This is a genomic window from Leptospira andrefontaineae, assembly GCF_004770105.1.
Taxonomy (GTDB): domain Bacteria; phylum Spirochaetota; class Leptospiria; order Leptospirales; family Leptospiraceae; genus Leptospira_B; species Leptospira_B andrefontaineae.
On sequence record NZ_RQEY01000016.1, the window covers coordinates 261,578 to 276,971 of the forward strand.

15 protein-coding genes are annotated in these 15,394 nt (G+C 39.0%); 9 read left to right on the plus strand and 6 right to left on the minus strand.

From position 1 onward, the window contains the following. The first annotated feature begins 91 nt into the window (after window positions 1-91). Window positions 92-238, plus strand: a complete 147-nt coding sequence (locus tag EHO65_RS19925) for a hypothetical protein (protein WP_165780212.1) — start codon at window positions 92-94, stop codon at window positions 236-238. 318 nt (window positions 239-556) lie between these two features. Here EHO65_RS19925 and EHO65_RS11170 read toward each other — a convergent pair whose 3' ends face one another. Next, window positions 557-1,405, minus strand: coding sequence for a patatin-like phospholipase family protein (locus tag EHO65_RS11170; protein WP_135774313.1), 849 nt, complete (start codon window positions 1,403-1,405; stop codon window positions 557-559). A 123-nt stretch (window positions 1,406-1,528) separates the two neighbouring features. Between EHO65_RS11170 and cutA the strand changes: the two genes are divergently transcribed. Then, entirely contained in the window at window positions 1,529-1,846 is a 318-nt protein-coding gene (cutA, locus tag EHO65_RS11175; RefSeq protein ID WP_135774315.1) for a divalent-cation tolerance protein CutA, read from the plus strand. A 94-nt stretch (window positions 1,847-1,940) separates the two neighbouring features. Further along, window positions 1,941-2,555, plus strand: coding sequence for a hypothetical protein (locus EHO65_RS11180; RefSeq protein WP_135774316.1), 615 nt, complete (start codon window positions 1,941-1,943; stop codon window positions 2,553-2,555). A 48-nt stretch (window positions 2,556-2,603) separates the two neighbouring features. Here the strand turns inward: EHO65_RS11180 and EHO65_RS11185 are convergent, their stop codons facing one another. Together EHO65_RS11185 and EHO65_RS11190 are read right to left on the minus strand one after the other, a co-directional pair. Further along, window positions 2,604-4,301, minus strand: coding sequence for an alpha/beta fold hydrolase (locus EHO65_RS11185; RefSeq protein ID WP_135774510.1), 1,698 nt, complete (start codon window positions 4,299-4,301; stop codon window positions 2,604-2,606). Window positions 4,302-4,509: 208 nt separating this feature from the next. After that, window positions 4,510-5,544, minus strand: coding sequence for a helix-turn-helix domain-containing protein (locus EHO65_RS11190; protein WP_135774318.1), 1,035 nt, complete (start codon window positions 5,542-5,544; stop codon window positions 4,510-4,512). Window positions 5,545-5,771: 227 nt separating this feature from the next. Between EHO65_RS11190 and EHO65_RS11195 the strand changes: the two genes are divergently transcribed. After that, window positions 5,772-7,070 (plus strand): OmpA family protein, encoded by a 1,299-nt coding sequence (locus tag EHO65_RS11195; RefSeq protein WP_135774320.1) that lies wholly within the window; start codon window positions 5,772-5,774, stop codon window positions 7,068-7,070. A 35-nt stretch (window positions 7,071-7,105) separates the two neighbouring features. Here EHO65_RS11195 and EHO65_RS11200 read toward each other — a convergent pair whose 3' ends face one another. Continuing rightward, window positions 7,106-7,333 (minus strand): hypothetical protein, encoded by a 228-nt coding sequence (locus tag EHO65_RS11200; protein ID WP_135774322.1) that lies wholly within the window; start codon window positions 7,331-7,333, stop codon window positions 7,106-7,108. 178 nt (window positions 7,334-7,511) lie between these two features. Next, window positions 7,512-9,911 carry a sulfatase family protein gene (locus EHO65_RS11205; protein WP_135774324.1) on the minus strand — a complete coding sequence of 800 codons (2,400 nt, stop codon included), beginning with the start codon at window positions 9,909-9,911 and terminating at the stop codon, window positions 7,512-7,514. Between the two features lie 258 nt (window positions 9,912-10,169). Between EHO65_RS11205 and EHO65_RS11210 the strand changes: the two genes are divergently transcribed. From EHO65_RS11210 to EHO65_RS11220, 3 genes are all read left to right on the plus strand, one after another. Continuing rightward, complete coding sequence (locus tag EHO65_RS11210) at window positions 10,170-10,622, plus strand: FAS1-like dehydratase domain-containing protein (protein ID WP_100708333.1); 453 nt, start codon at window positions 10,170-10,172, stop codon at window positions 10,620-10,622. A gap of 13 nt (window positions 10,623-10,635) precedes the next feature. After that, window positions 10,636-11,052, plus strand: a complete 417-nt coding sequence (locus EHO65_RS11215) for a MaoC family dehydratase (RefSeq protein ID WP_135774326.1) — start codon at window positions 10,636-10,638, stop codon at window positions 11,050-11,052. A gap of 120 nt (window positions 11,053-11,172) precedes the next feature. Beyond that, window positions 11,173-11,529 carry a hypothetical protein gene (locus tag EHO65_RS11220; RefSeq protein WP_135774328.1) on the plus strand — a complete coding sequence of 119 codons (357 nt, stop codon included), beginning with the start codon at window positions 11,173-11,175 and terminating at the stop codon, window positions 11,527-11,529. A gap of 6 nt (window positions 11,530-11,535) precedes the next feature. On the opposite strand, the gene EHO65_RS11225 is transcribed toward EHO65_RS11220, so the two are convergent. Beyond that, window positions 11,536-13,629, minus strand: coding sequence for a PP2C family protein-serine/threonine phosphatase (locus tag EHO65_RS11225; RefSeq protein ID WP_135774511.1), 2,094 nt, complete (start codon window positions 13,627-13,629; stop codon window positions 11,536-11,538). Between the two features lie 352 nt (window positions 13,630-13,981). Between EHO65_RS11225 and EHO65_RS11230 the strand changes: the two genes are divergently transcribed. Together EHO65_RS11230 and EHO65_RS11235 are read left to right on the plus strand one after the other, a co-directional pair. After that, on the plus strand, window positions 13,982-14,767 hold the full coding sequence (locus EHO65_RS11230; RefSeq protein WP_135774330.1) for a tetratricopeptide repeat protein: 786 nt from the start codon (window positions 13,982-13,984) through the stop codon (window positions 14,765-14,767). An 11-nt stretch (window positions 14,768-14,778) separates the two neighbouring features. After that, window positions 14,779-15,387, plus strand: a complete 609-nt coding sequence (locus EHO65_RS11235; protein WP_135774332.1) for a DUF2062 domain-containing protein — start codon at window positions 14,779-14,781, stop codon at window positions 15,385-15,387. Window positions 15,388-15,394 lie beyond the last annotated feature (7 nt).

Below are 15,394 nucleotides of genomic sequence, written 5' to 3' on the forward strand. Positions count from 1 at the left end.
TTGATTGTGAGCGGTCTGTACTTTTTCGGATTATCTTTGACCTCGGCCCCGGGATTTTACCGAGGTCAAAATAATTAAAAGGATAAGTTCAATGAAAAAACTAGTATTAGCGCTTACGACTCTTTCTCTTGTTGCTGCTTTCGCACTAAGCGCAGAAGAGAAAAAAGAAGCTCCTAAAAAAGAGGAAGCAAAGAAAGAAGCACCAAAGGCCGACGCTAAGAAAGAAGCAAAAAAATAATCCCGAAAGGGTTTATTGACGTCGGCACTGGATATAAGAGTGCAGCGACAAAGGGCCTCCCGCAAAGGAGGCCCTTTTTATTTTCAATACAGCTATGAAGAACTATGTGTTAGTCGGTCTCCAAAAAAGAATCCGGTTGGTTAGACCGCACCGGATATAAGAGTGAAGCGACGATAGGAGTCCAAAGACTCCCGTTTCTTATTCATAAGATCCAGCCCTCATTGTCAGCTATTTTTTCCCCATTAGGCCTTTCTGCCCTTTCTAATGAAATATGCGTAATTGCAGAAGTTTTATCCGTTATAGCCCTCTATTTTACATTTAGGTTCCTAATATTTGAGATTTCATAAAATGAGCGGACCTTCTTCCTAACTCTAAAGCTAATCTTCCGTTTTCCATTTTGTTCGGATGAAGATAGGGAGTATTCGTCACTACTCTGATAATTTTTTTACCATATTTCTTAGCTAATAGTTCTTTAAGATCTCTGGTCTCACTTGCGATTACATTCACGCAAGAATCGAAAGCTCGCATTAATACTTTATCCGAAACAGGTTTGCGGTTCTCAATATCGTGAATAACGATCCTCTTGATGCTTGGATCCAATATAAATTCTTTGATCGGTTCCGCATCCGCAACACCACCATCTAAAAATTCCTCTCCATTCAAGTTTGGAACTTCGAATAGAATGGGGAATGTCATGGATGCCATGATCATATCTACGATATTCCCTTCGGTCTTTAATTCTCTGATACCCTTGGTAAGATTGGAAACTGCGATCCCCATCTTGATAGGCATCTCAGAAATATCCTTACCTCCCAAATAAGGTTCTAATAAGGTCCTGATCTTTTTTCCGGAAAGGATACCTGAATAATTTTTGAGTCCTTTTTTAAACGGTTTCAGGAACTGGCTGAAGAAGTTTCCGTCCCAGAAATCGCTTTTTTGCAAAGTAAGAATGAATCTTGTGATCTCTTCGGGCGGAATTCCTGCTGAAACTAAAGAACCTATCAAAGCTCCAGAACTAGAACCTGCGATTGCCGCCGGTTTGAAACCGATTTCTTTTAGTCCGAGAGAGAAACCGGAGTGTGCGTAAAAGCCGAAAAATGCTGAGTTCAAAGCCAATGCGTCATACGATTTTTTAAAGATAAGATTCGGCGATTTTTTGGAAGCCATTGCGAATTTCTTAATCCAGAGGGGGACTTTGTCCAGAATTTTACCTTAACTTTTAGGACTTTCGTTTTGTGAATTTGGAGAATCATTCTTGAAACAATTCAATTCCGGGAGTATCACTATGGGATGAGCTATCGAACTTTTTACGTCACCACTAAGAATGAGACAGAGGCTTTAAAAATCGCTGAAACTTTAGTGAACGAAAGACTGGTTGCCTGCGCCAATTTGATCCCTGGTATGAAATCTATTTATAGATGGCATGGGAGATTGGAGCATAATCAGGAAACGATTCTTTTATTAAAAACCAAAGATTCCGAGGCGGAGAAAGTCGTAGCAAGAATTTCGGAGCTACATAGTTACACGGTCCCTTGTATTGTTTCCTGGGAAATCAAAGAGGCGAACCAAAAGTATTTGCGTTGGATAGATTCGGAAATCGGAAAATAATTCTTTCCCTTTAAACATTCTTTTCATACATTCGGATATTTTTATCGAGTCTCTTGGTTGGAAATTCCGATAGATTCGTGACTGAGGCGGATGAATGGAAGAAAAAGCGGAAAAGTTTTGGACCTGGTTTTCCCAGAACAGCCGGTATTATACTAAACTAGATGACCTGGATGATAAAGAAAGAGATCGCCTTTTGGACGATCTGATGGATCGACTCCAGGAAGTGAATTCCGAGTTTTTTTTCGAGATCGGTGGTGGGGATGAGAGTCCTCACGAATTCACAGTTGTCACAGCAGGAGACGAAGATCTGTACGCAGAGGCGGAAAGATTTGTAGACCTCGCACCTGAAATTTCAGGCTGGGACGTGTTTTCCGTAGACCAATACCAAGAAAAAGGCACAGTCATATTTCACGAAGGTCTGGAATTGGATTCGGAAGAGATCTGGTTCCTTCCTTTAGAGAACACAAGTCTTCCTAAAAGTTTCGGAGTTCGGATCTGTTTCCCTGATTTTCCGAATGTAGAATCCAATCCTAATCTCAAAAAAGCAGTGGGGCTATTATTAGAAGCTCTTCTCGGCGAAGATACATACACCAAAGAGATCGGGTATTACGACATCGGAATGCTTCCGGACGATCCTGAAGAAGAAGGGTTTATAGAATTAGTAGAATTGCCCGACTATATCCAGTGGAGAAAGGAAAGAGAGGCATAAAAAAAGGCGGGCAAGCCCGCCGTTAAGAAGGGGAATGGAAATCCGAAATTAATTCTCCGATTGGATCACTAAAGTGGATTGTGGGCTCTTGGAATGTTTCACATCCAGACCATAAATCAGCACAGTAGGCACCGCATATTGAGAATCGAAAGTATCGATTGCAATCGCGATCTTATTTCCAGCAGGAACATCATACGCTACCGCATTTAGATCGATAGACATATCTTTTGTTTCATACCATCCCGCGTCGAAAATAGTTCCGGTACCATGAGTGATCAAAGTAGCGGTGCCATATTTGTCTACATCGTAGAAGTAAACGTTCACGTTAGCCTTTCCTAGGCTGGAAGAGATCCTTCCGTTCCAGAACATTTTACCTCTAATCTTCAGTGTAGAACTTAAGTTAGAAGATTGGTAAACGATACCATTCACTCTGCTTACTAAACCTAAATTGGTTGTTACTGGAATTTCAGCATGAGCAGCAAGAATATCCGCAAGCAAAGGAAATCCGGTGCTTGCAGCAGTATCCGCTCCGGAAAGAATTCCAGTATTAGTAACAGTAGTGTTTTGACTAGTACCAATTTCTCCATTAGAGAATAGACCTCTTGGTTTCAGATAAAAAGTTTTATCGGAAACAGTAGGAGAAGGCCAAGAAGGGAGAGTTACTCTAGGTCCCGCAAAACGTTTTTGGAAAGTAACCTGAGGTTTGTCCATGATCCCGTTATTGATACCTTTCAACCAATAATCGAACCAATCGTATGCGTTATCCCAAACTGTACCGGAAAAACCGAGGATGCCACCGATTTCCGCGGAAGCATGGATCCCTTCGTTCATTAAAAGTTTTTTAGGAACAGTGATCTTAGCATAATAATCTAAAACCGCATTCGGGTTAAATAAGAAGTCCTCGAAGTTATTCGAGATCATTACCGACTTACCTGCAGAAGCATTTAATTGTCCTACAAAAGTTTCAGGAGAACGATCTGCGGCCCATGTGGTCACAGAGTCGATATCCGTATGTTGTAGAAGTTTTCCGAAATTCTGTGCGATGATCGGATCAGGTCTTCCTGTGATATAGCTGGAAGCAACCAGCAATAATCCCCAGATCAATCTAGGAGTATCATTGCCATAAAGAGAACGTTTTAGATTTCCCCAACCGCTCATTGCAACAGCAGTTTTAATTCTAGGCTCAGTGCTTACACCCGCTAAAGAAATTCCGGCACCATAAGAGATACCAGAAATACCGATATTTGCTGAATCGGTTTGAGTGTTGGCAAGTAACCAATCGATAATTTTGCTTAAGTCGGCTCTATCTTTTGGACCAGCAGTATCGATTAATCCTCCGGAAGCTCCGAAACCTCTTGTGCTATAAGAGAGAACTATATACCCCTTTTTAGCGAGTTTCGCAGCGGGAACCAGATACTCGTATTTGTTTAATGCCCAGCTATTAACGAAAATTACTGTTGGGTATTTTCCGGTAGGGGAAGGGGTAGAAGGTGTAAAAAGGCTAGCCTCTAATACAACTCCATCATTCGCAGTTACCTTAATAGTATTGTCGAAAGTGAAACTTCCGTCGCTCTCTTGTGCAAATGCATTTTGGATCTGGCCGCTTGAATCTTCTAACTCGGAAACACCTTTGTTTCCTGAAGCTTGAGCCAAGCTTGGATCTAAGGAAGCTAAGAGGGCTGCAGCTTCCGCATTTTGAGAAGAATCACTTTTACATGAGTAAAATGATCCTCCTACGATCATCATTAGTATGCAAAATCGCATAACTAACGTTCGGTATATTTTTCTCATCACTATTCTCCATACGCTTTTTCAGTCTTTGACTTTTTAGCTAATTTATGGAGAGGGAGTATAAGACAGTTATCAGTGAGGGTCGTCTTGGATTCGAATCTTGGACAAATTAAAAGGTCTTAATTTTTTATTTAAACAAATTTAGAAGAAAACGTTCGTTCAATTAAGAGACTTTAGACTTTCGAAGATACTCTCTAGGAGAAACACCTTGTATAGATTTGAATGCAAGATTGAAAGTTGCCTTTGAATTGAAGCCGGATCTGTAAGCAACTGAGAGAATATTGGCTCCTTCTTCTTTTTGTAATATACGAACCGCTTCTGCTACTCTGAAACCGTTTACAAACTTTGAAAAGTTAGTGCCTTTTCTCTGATTTAGAAATTCCGAAAGTTGATATGGTTTGATATCTAACTGATTGGATAGTATGGAAAGAGAAAGATCTTCTTGTAGATAGATCTTTCCTTTTGACATCAAACTTTCTAAACGATTTTCCAGATCTGTCGTGTCCACACCTTCCAATCTGGAATTACGATATGCATCTCTCATAGAAGGTCCCATCTCACTAAAAACTTCCGGAGCGTAAATTTGTGCTAAATAACCTGCTACTGCGTAGATCACAGTGCTTAAAACAGAAATGAATAATAAATTAATATCTCTGATTAAATAAGAAATAACAAGGATAGAAGTTACACTTCCACTTCCGATCACGACGAACAGAAGTATCCTTGCGCCTGCATCTTTTTGTAGCCTCTCCAATCGGAAAGCCGCCCTTGTCTGCCAAACTATAGAAGAATAAAATACCAAATTTGCAGAATAAGCACCTAACAATAGGATATCCGACCAACTTGTGGAATTTTTTTCGAAATAATCTACAGGTCGGCTTCCAAAGATTTGAGGTAAAACTAAATACAAGATTGGGAATAATATAAGAAGAAGTATTCCTGGAAGATAAAAACTCCTTTCGAAGGCTGTGAACTTCTCCTCTCGAACCGTAACGGAATACAAACTATACATTCCAGGTCCTAAAAACCAGGCGAATGGAATATGAAGATGATTTAAAAACGAAGGTTCGAAATAAATCCCCTTCAAAAGAAAATAAACGTATAAGAATTGGATAGAAACACAAAAAGATAATAAAGATAAGATCTTTAAACCGGCGCTTCTTTCCGGACGGAGTAAGCATGCCACAGAAAGAAGCATACAAAACAACACTCCGAAGAATACAATCTCATGGAAATGAGGAACCACGAACTAATTGGATGAATTTTTATCGCATACTTGTCAAGTTCTTACGTTTAGATTAGAAGCCGATAAATCCCTTTTCAGAGCAGAAACTTGGGTCGTTTTAGTCTAAAATATCCTAGAAAGAGCCCCGTTTTTCGAGATTCCTTTCTAAGTTTTTTGGGAAATTTTTCGAAACTATTAGTATGGCATTTAGAGGGTTCCTCATATTATTCTTCTTAATTCCCTCTTATATATTTTCCGAAACCCAGGTATTGTTCAGATGGAAAATGAAATCCGGAGACGATCTGGAATTGAATGAATACCACCGAGTAAGGGCAAGACAAGGCCATAGAGTTATCAATAGGGAAGATAAAAATCGAATTTTGTTAAAGGCAACCAGCTGTAAAAAGGAAGGCTGTGATTTTTCAGCAATATTCGATACATATATTAAATTTCCTGAATTAGATCCTGCATTTTATAAGGACAAAACTTTCAAGAGTAAATTTAATATTTCAGAAACGGGACAGTATACCGTTCCTCCCGAATACAGTATGCCTAATCTAAGATCTTTGCCTAGCTTCTCCGCAAAAGAGGTGGGTGTGGGCGAAGAATGGACCAAACCTGCTTCTGAAAGTTTTCAGTTTCCTAGTGCCAGAATAGAGATCCCAGTACAAGCAAAGTATGTTTACCAAGGTAAGGGAGACTGGGAATATGCTGGCAAAAAAGGAAATGCGGACCTGATAGAATATAATTATAATTTAATGAAAGAATCAGATCCGATCGCTCAGAATATTCCTTACAAAATTTACGGTTTTGCAAAAGGAAAAGTATTTTTTGATTCTGAACAAGGTGTCCCTCAATACAAGTATGTCCAACTTGCTTATACCTTCGTATTTCCAAATGGGATCGCGCAAGAAATGTCTTTTGAGATCCACGGAGTGTATTCTAAACAAAACTCAGTTACAGAAAACGATAAGGACAAAATTGCAGAAGAAGTCAAAAGGATCTTAGGCCCTTTCCCGGAAGGAAGTACTTACCCTAAAAAGAAACCTACTGGTAAAAAAGGAAACGGATTAGAATGGCCTGAATGGGAAGGAAATCCGGAAGAGGAAGTTCCGGACCGTGCACCTGTAGAGATCAGAAAATCGAATGAAGGTGTTGTACTTTCTTTAGATAATCTTCTTTTTGATTATAATAAATCTGAACTAAAACCGGAAGCAAAAAAGGTTTTGGAAAGAATTGCGGACGTTCTTAAAAAATACCCGGACAGAGAAATTCGGATCGGCGGGCATACGGACGATAAAGGAAGCCAAGAGTATAATCTCAAACTTTCCCAAGACAGAGCATTATCAGTTCTGCAAGAATTAAGAGATTCTCATGGAGTTGAAGAAACAAGAATGTCTTATAGAGGTTACGGAAAGTCTCAACCGGTATCTGAAAATTCAACAGAAGCAGGTAGAGCGAAAAACCGAAGAGTGGATATCACTATCGTTTTGGAATAATCTTCGGCTTTTTGCCCTTAGTGAGAAGTTTCTAATTAGAAATAACCTTCACTTTCGCATTCGTTAAAATGATTATTTTCCACTAAGCAGGCAAGAAGGATGTTATTATAAGATTCTGTTCCAGGGTCGTGAGCGGCCACTGCTTGGCAAACTGCATCTCTCATTATTTTTCTTCTGTCTTGGCAACGTTCAACCGGGTTACTTCCGCAGGAAATAAAACCGAATATTAGAATAAGACAAAATACTATAGTTCTAACTTTCATTCTTTTCACCTATTTCTGTTTGGATTGGCAGCGGATAACATAACGAAAGATATAAAAAAAGCAAGGAGTTTTGGCAAAAAGGAGAAGAGAAACTTTTATAGTCCGTTCCAAAAATTTGTTTGTCGATGCCGGTTGATCGCGGGCTTCAAGAGCCGAAGGCTCTTATATAAAACGGATTCTATTCGTGGATGTACCCCCAACTTTCTAATACTTTTCGAACTTCTTTTCCTAAAGCAGCCTGCTCCGAAGATTCTGAATTTCCAGAAAGCCCCGCATCATTATAGAAATAAGGTATTTTTGAAGTTTTGAATTCGTACGGAAGTTTTGCGGAAGCCACTGATTCAGGAGAATCTCTGTATATTTTAGAACTTGCATCCGATAAAATTCCCCATTTTCCGGATTTATAATCTTCCGGTTTTCCATCCTTAGAAATGGACAAACGAAATCCAAAAACCGGCTCTACTGTGTAGAAGGATAGGATACTTTCTTTACCTGCTTCTTGTTTTACAGTGATAGATGCGGACTTTGTTTCTAATCTATTTTCAGTAAACGAAGTGTCCGATTGTATTTTATAAATTCCAGCTTGTATACCGATCTCGATCTTGCGTGTACATTCTTTTTCGCAAGCAGGCAATCTGAGTTTGAAAACATTCTTCTTCAAACTATGGGAATCCAATTCCTGTCTTGCTTTTGTTAAAAGTGATGAATTACTCGTAAAAAGGTTTTGTAATTCCCCGGGATCAGAAACCAAAGAGTAGAATTCCTCAGTCATTTTATGAGGTTCTCCTTCTTTGGTCCTTCTTACAAAATCGTAACCAGGATATCTACGAATAAGTTTGTATTCTTTAGTTCGAATGGATTCCGAAAATCTTCCTTCGGTATATACAAAATTCTCGGATTCTGGACCTTCTTCTCCGTAGATAACTTTTGAGTAATCATTTCCATCACAAGAATTCGGATCGCAAGGGAATCCTAAGGCCCCCGCTAAAGTAGGAAAAAGAGAAAGTAGGGAAACCTGTTCGGAGAAAATTCTTTGTTTGATATTCGATTTTGTTGATATAGGAGGATGAATGATCCAAGGAACTTTGATCTCTTCATCATAATGTGTTTCCCCGTGAGCATGCAAATTTTCTGCCACGAAATGATGATGATAATAATGTTCCATGGATTGTAATTCTCCATGATCTGCAACCACTGCGATCCAGGATTTATCGAAGGCGCCTGTCTTTTTTGCTTCTTCTAAAATTTTGCCTATAACCTCGTCCGTATATAAAATCTCAGCCATATACTTTCTTACATAAGGATCGTAGCTATTCCAGATCTTTGGATCCGTCTTCTTTGCCAGAATATCCATATACTTTCTTTCAGGTAGATAAGGATAATGAGGAGTATTGATATTTATATGGAGAAAAAATCTTCTGTTTTTGTTTTCTTTTAGGAACTTTATAGATTCTGCAAGTATGAGTTCCGTATCGTCTTTGTCTTTTCCAGGCTGAAATAGTTTGTGAAATCCTAGATCAACTCCCACTCCCGTATAATCCAGAAGAAATACATTATTCATAAGACTTGCAGTTAAGTAGCCTTTGGATCTAAGATGATTCGGAAGTGTTTCCGGTTTTTTAGAATAGAATATTTTTCTATGAAGATTGCTCGAATAGAACCAAGCGTTCCCAAGACCTAATTCGGATGTGATCTTAGAAGTAAAAAAAGAAATCATACTCGGTTTAGTCCAATTCCCGTTAGAAAAAGCATTTTCAAAAACAATAGAATCAGAAGCTAACTCATCCAAATAAGGACTGGTAGGGACAGGGGAGCCACCGAACCCCAAACGATCCGGCCTAAGCGCATCTACTACGATCAATATTACGTTTTCTTTAGGTCCCCAAAGTTTTGGGTCAGCCACAGAAGCATATAATGTTGGTTGTCCTACAAATAAAAGATCGTTTTGATTTTTAGGGATCCATTCAAAATTCCAAGTAATAGTAGGGTCTTCTTCTAAAGATTTGGAGATGGATTCTGGGACCTTGACCTTATGATCGACCCATTCTCTTCCTTGGCTTTGTATGTCTTCGGAGAATACGATAGAATCTCCTAATTTCACGATCAATTTTCCCGAACTTGGAACATTCTCTCCTAAGGAAGAAAGTGCTGTAGTAGAGAAATCCAAAACAACGTTTTGTAGATCGTAAAGTTTTGCCTGAGGAATAATAAACTCCGAGGAAATATTACAGCCACCATCTTGGAATAGAAGTAAACTATCTCTGGATTCGTTTAGAAGAGTTTGTTTATCTTTTAAGATAGTAAGTTGGGTATTTCTCCATTTTTCGCTAAGAGGAAGTTCCGAATAACGGGATGGATTCTTTTTATAATGATAAGAGATCTTTTTAATGGCTTCTTCTGAATTTCCTTTGCATACACTTCCTGTTTTTTTTAAGGAACGAAGTCCATCCCAAACAGGGATTATGGTCTCTTCTTCTTTTGAAAACGATCCGGGAAAAATTTGCCTGCACTCCTGTAAGAGTATGCAGAGCAGGATCGGGATCAATATCTTAGAAAGTTTGGAACCAAAAGAAATCATAAGAACAAGGACAGAATTTTACTTGAGGGGTCCGTTTACAACACTTATAGTCCGCCATGCGGGCTTCAAGAGCCTGGAACTTTTGGGACAGGCTCTTATCATCCGGATGAACACCATTCAGTGAACGGTTGTTTGAGCGAACAGAACGTTCGTTACTAAAAATTCAATGGACCTGTGGGATCGGTGTCTAAAAAATAGGGCCATAGAAACTACCTTCGATCCTTCGAAGGTTTTAAACCAATCCAAAGGAAAAGGATTATGGCAGAAAAAGGCATTTCAAAAGACCTGATCGGCACAAAACTCGACTCCTACGAATTCGACGTAGAAAGAGGAAAGATAAAAGAGTTTTGTCTAGCGATCGGCGAAAGCAATCCGATATACTTCGATTTAGAAGCGGCAAAAAAAGCGGGATACGAGGACATTCCAGCTCCTCCTACATTTCCTACTGTAATCCAATTTTGGGGATATCCTAAAATTTGGAAAGATATGGAAAATATGGGAGTTGATACTTCCAGGATCCTACATCTTAAAGAAAAATATAATTATGTGAAAACTCTTTATCCTGGTAAGGTTTCTTCTCAGGGTGAATGTGTTAACGTAACTGTCGGTAAAATGGACACTATGACTTTCCGCACCACCATTCGTAATGCGAAAGGTGAAACTGTGATTGAAGCAGAGATGTCTATTTTCATCCGTAAACCGGAACAGTGATAGGAGGATTAAGATGAGTAAAATTGAATTCGACAAGTACGAAGTAGGACAAGAGCTCCCTCCTTTAAAAGTGGATACTATTACACATGCGCATTTAGTGCGTTATGCGGGAGCGAGTGGTGACTTTAACCCGATCCATAATGATCCGGATTTCGCTCGTAAGACCGGATTGGATGGAACTATTGCTCATGGTATGTTCGTAATGGCTCAGATCGGAAGACTTTGCACTTCTTGGGCGGACCAAAAGCAAATTAAAGAATTCGGAGTCACTTTCAAAGCGATGACCAAGCCTGGACAAAAGTTAACTTGTTCCGGTAAAGTTAAACGTAAGAAAGAAGAAAACGGAGAGAAACTTCTTACAGTGGCTGTAGAGGCTGCTGACGAATCTGGAGAAGTGAAAGCTTCCGGAGAATTAGTAGTTATCTGCTAATCTTTCCGTTTATCTGAATGATGAAAAAGCCTCCGATCTCGGGGGCTTTTTTTATGTCCGAGAATAATTCTAACCTAAAAATAGATTGTTCTTCCTTTAAATTTAGATATGCCTTTGCCCATGATAAACGCAGGCAAAAGTGTACAATATTTCGGGATCTTCTTATTGATCGAAGGATTTCTTTTGATCACTGTCCCTAATTTTTTCTTAGGTCTTTTCTTATTAAGTGCAAGTGATGTTTGGGTGAGAGTGGTTGGCCTTACTCTAATTATATTAGGATATTTTTATTTTAGAATGGGACAGGAAAATATTCGCCCTTTCTTAAAATTAACCACTCATTCCAGAACGTTTCAGTTTATAGTCTTGGTTATATTTGTATTACTTGGATGGATTCATCCTATGATATTATTACCAAGCGGATTTGAATTTTTATGCGGGGTATGGACCTTCTCCCTCTTAAAAAAGGAAAAGGTGTAGGTCCTTTTAGGCGGGATATTCGGGAGTTTCTCGGGATTCGATTGCGATGATAGTGATATCATCGTATCTCTGCTCATCTCCTCTAGATCTTTCTTCCATTACTACTAATTCTTCCAATAGTTTTTGAAGACTCACGTTGGAAAGTGTGGATGCTCTGGCTGCAATTGTCTCCACAGTGCTCCATCTATTCTCCTTTCTTCTATTCTCTATAAGTCCATCAGAGAAAAGTAATAAACGGCTACCGGTAGGGAACTTATAGGTAGAGAATTCAATCTCTAGATCATCAAATAGTCCTAATATAGGACCTGTTTTATGAAGTAATTCATATTTACTATCAGGGGAAAGTAAAACCTGATCCGGATGTCCGGCAGAAGCATATAGAACTTCTTTTTTCTCTAGATAAATATCTGCAACGAAGCAAGGGAAGATACTTTCGAGGGTGTCAAACTTTCTTAAAAATCTTCCATTCAGTTCTTTTAATACATGAGTGGGACAAGGAAGCTTTTTTAACTCTTCGTATTCAGTCTTTAACGCCATGGTCATAAGACTTGCTTGTACCCCATGTCCTACTGCATCTGCTAAAAGTACTCTTACTTGGCCTGGGTTAATCTCTGAAATATCTAAGAAATCCCCACCCACTTTTTCCAAAGGTTTGTATACGTAATCGAAACGAATTCCTTTGATCTCTCTTTCCGGAGGAGTAAGGATTTTTCTCTGTACGTTTTGAGCGATCTCTAATTCTCGATTGATCTGTTGTAGAGTATCGTTCAGAGTTCTGGTCCTATCTTCTACTTTTTGAACCAACTTTTCTTTCATTTCGAAAAGTTCTAAGTTCATGGTTTGCAGATCTTCTGTAAGAAGTTTTGCTTCTTTATACTTAGAAGAACGATCCGAAGCGATCACCAAAGATTGTAAGAACACGAAAAGTACGAGTGCAATATGTGAAACTTGATGAGAGGAAACTTTTAGAATATAAGTATAGAATAGATCGATCGCTACTCCTAAGAATAATATCCCTGAGCCGTATAAAATATAAGAAGAGTTGTTTTCTTTATCAAAGTCTATTCCAAAGATCACGTAGATAACGTAACCGATCGTGATCCCAATAAATAAATGGAAATACGCGACCTTACTACTATTGAATTCCAAAGAGCCGAACAGAGTCATTAGAATGAATAGAGAGATAATCGCTAAGGAAATTCTTACGTATAACTTTGATGCATATACTGTGAATGTTTCATAGAAGAATAGAAGATACAATCCAGTAGCACACATCATGGAGATCTGTTCTATCATCTGTATACCGTTCTGGTTGATAGAAGGGAAAAACTCCATGAGAAGTCTTGTATTTGTGACAAGAGTTCTCATCCCGATCGCCATACTCATAAATCCAAAATATAAGGGAGCCTTACTGGATCTTAAATATAAATACAGGGAAATATGATATAGCCCCATAATCACTAGACTGGAGAATGCAAAAATATCAGTGAAGATGGTTCTGGTCCTTGTGGACAACATCACTTCGGAAGGACCTAATTTAATTGGAGAACTGATCCCTCCTTGTCTTGCGAAATTATTCGTAACAAAAAGTGAAACTTCTATCTGACTGGAACTAGGAACAAATGAAAAAGACCTGGGCTGGACCCTTGCGACGCTTGTCTGAGGAGAAGTAGATGGGCCTCCGGATTCTCCTTGGAATTCTCCGTCCAAGTATAATCGGTAGGAACTCCAAACGGTACCTAAACCTAGAGTGAGGACCTTCCCCACCCAAACATCTGGTAAAAGAACTTTGAGCCTATAGGTTGCGTAACCTAATCTTTCATAAGATGGATGTAGTTCAGTTTCTCTATTCCAAGAACCTGGGACAGTCATGTTCCCATGGAAGGATTCTAGGATTTTTCCGGGCTCTTGGCTCCAGAAAAATTCCCATTCGCCGGATAGATCTACCGGACCGGAACTTGCACTTTGAATACCCCTAAGATCTATTATTCCTTTGTAAGCACGTAAGTTTTCTTCCTTATGCCAGGGGGTGAGAGACAAAAGGAAAATAAGGAAGCCGATGGGTCCTAATAAAAAGAATAAGTATTTTGCCGTGTGCATTGAGCAGGAAGGTTGAACCATCCTCCATCGGATTATATTTTCTCGTCAATCTTTCTCCGACTAACAAGAGTATTCGAGACAATTTTGGAAAATAATAATTTCCAAACTTGACTCTAGAATATTGGACCTTCTACTTTTTGCTTGGATTCCGTAAATACGGAAGAAGCGGCCCTAGAATCAAATTCAGGGAACTTCAAAGATCATTAGAGGAAAAAAATCGAAGAATTATACGTCCAATCCGACGTTTTTTGTAAAAAAGAAGTATTTTGGCAAATCCGCTTAAAAACTGAAATTCATGTTGCCATGTTGATCCTCCGGAAGAGCATGAAAAAGACCGATACGAACCATAGATATGAACCGTTTTCATTTTTCTAGAAAGTATTCTATTTTAGCTAGCGTTACACTCGTATTGGCTTCCTATTCCGCATGTTCTGGGGAGAAGGATGAACCATCTATTCTGGAAATCAGGGATTTATTAGACTCCGGTCATTTAACGGAATCTGTTCAGAAGGCGAAAGATAAGGCACTTATCACTGGAAAAATGGACCAGGTCCATTATCTAAGAGGTTGGATCCATTATTTACGCAAAGAAGATCCTTCTGCAGAGAAAGAATATAAACTTTGTTTAAAGGAGAATAAAAACTCCATCGATTGTTTGAGAGGTCTCGCTCAAATAGAAAAGCATAAACAGAATTACGAAAAAGCAGAAACAAGGTACAAACAAGCCTTAGTAATTGCACAAGCCACCAAAGACCAAGAATACAGTTCTATGTTACTTACAGATCTGGGAAATCTGTCACTTTCTCAAGACGAAAGAGAAGAGGCTCTAGATTGGTATACTAAATCGATCCAAGTAAAACCGGAAGGTTCTGCTTATTATGGACTTGGCTTTGTACATCTATTGAATCGAGACAAGTTTGCTTCCATCCAATCCTTAAAAAAAGGATTAGGAACTGAATACAGAGACCTAATTATCAAAGCGGAAACCTATTATCTTCTGGCAAAGTTACAAAATGATTTCGAAAAAAATCCGCAGGCAGCAAGTGAGTCGGCAAAAAAAGCCTTCGAATTATTTCCGGCAATGGAGAAATACTCAAAATCTTGGGAACAATATTCCAAACTTTCCAGTTCTAAATAAAACGGGACCCAATGAATTTTCTCAGAACAATCTGGCGTATCATCCATAAACAAATTATTTTACCTTTCCAAGAATCTTATGCTCCTATTCACGAAGTTTGTTTAGGTACTACTGTAGGTTTGATCTGGTCCATGACTCCTTTGGTAGGAGTGCAAATGTATTTAGGATTGGGAACCTGGCTGATACTTCGTTTATTCAGGATCCGGTTTTATCTTCCTATCGCAATCGCAATGATCTGGATCACAAATCCGGTAACTCTTCCGTTTTTTTATTCTCTATTCTATTGGATAGGTAAACAGGTTTTACTTTTATTCGGAATTCCTTTCCAGCAGATCAGTTTTGACACGTTATTGGCCATCTCCAAAGAATCCGAATCTATGGATCTGATCAGTGGATTATATCATTGGACAATTTTTTTATTCGATAAGATGGGTCTTCCAATGTTCATAGGCGGTTTTGCTTTCGGAATTCCTTTAGCCTTACTTGGATATCCGATTACTTATCGTTTATTAAATTCATATAGATCCAGAAGGGCGCAAGAAGAAGGCATCAGCCTCCAGGAATGGGAACTAAAACACGTTAGAAAAGATGTGGGACTGTTCACCGCCAAAACACCTTAGGCTCGTC

Bases quoted from the DNA above. Each gene is read 5' to 3' on its own strand.
- EHO65_RS19925 (WP_165780212.1), top strand. From the start codon at position 92: ATGAAAAAACTAGTATTAGCGCTTACGACTCTTTCTCTTGTTGCTGCT.
- EHO65_RS11170 (WP_135774313.1), bottom strand. From the start codon at position 1,405: ATGGCTTCCAAAAAATCGCCGAATCTTATCTTTAAAAAATCGTATGAC.
- cutA (WP_135774315.1), top strand. From the start codon at position 1,529: ATGAGCTATCGAACTTTTTACGTCACCACTAAGAATGAGACAGAGGCT.
- EHO65_RS11180 (WP_135774316.1), top strand. From the start codon at position 1,941: ATGGAAGAAAAAGCGGAAAAGTTTTGGACCTGGTTTTCCCAGAACAGC.
- EHO65_RS11185 (WP_135774510.1), bottom strand. From the start codon at position 4,301: ATGATGATCGTAGGAGGATCATTTTACTCATGTAAAAGTGATTCTTCT.
- EHO65_RS11190 (WP_135774318.1), bottom strand. From the start codon at position 5,544: ATGCTTCTTTCTGTGGCATGCTTACTCCGTCCGGAAAGAAGCGCCGGT.
- EHO65_RS11195 (WP_135774320.1), top strand. From the start codon at position 5,772: ATGGCATTTAGAGGGTTCCTCATATTATTCTTCTTAATTCCCTCTTAT.
- EHO65_RS11200 (WP_135774322.1), bottom strand. From the start codon at position 7,333: ATGAAAGTTAGAACTATAGTATTTTGTCTTATTCTAATATTCGGTTTT.
- EHO65_RS11205 (WP_135774324.1), bottom strand. From the start codon at position 9,911: ATGATTTCTTTTGGTTCCAAACTTTCTAAGATATTGATCCCGATCCTG.
- EHO65_RS11210 (WP_100708333.1), top strand. From the start codon at position 10,170: ATGGCAGAAAAAGGCATTTCAAAAGACCTGATCGGCACAAAACTCGAC.
- EHO65_RS11215 (WP_135774326.1), top strand. From the start codon at position 10,636: ATGAGTAAAATTGAATTCGACAAGTACGAAGTAGGACAAGAGCTCCCT.
- EHO65_RS11220 (WP_135774328.1), top strand. From the start codon at position 11,173: ATGATAAACGCAGGCAAAAGTGTACAATATTTCGGGATCTTCTTATTG.
- EHO65_RS11225 (WP_135774511.1), bottom strand. From the start codon at position 13,629: ATGCACACGGCAAAATACTTATTCTTTTTATTAGGACCCATCGGCTTC.
- EHO65_RS11230 (WP_135774330.1), top strand. From the start codon at position 13,982: ATGAACCGTTTTCATTTTTCTAGAAAGTATTCTATTTTAGCTAGCGTT.
- EHO65_RS11235 (WP_135774332.1), top strand. From the start codon at position 14,779: ATGAATTTTCTCAGAACAATCTGGCGTATCATCCATAAACAAATTATT.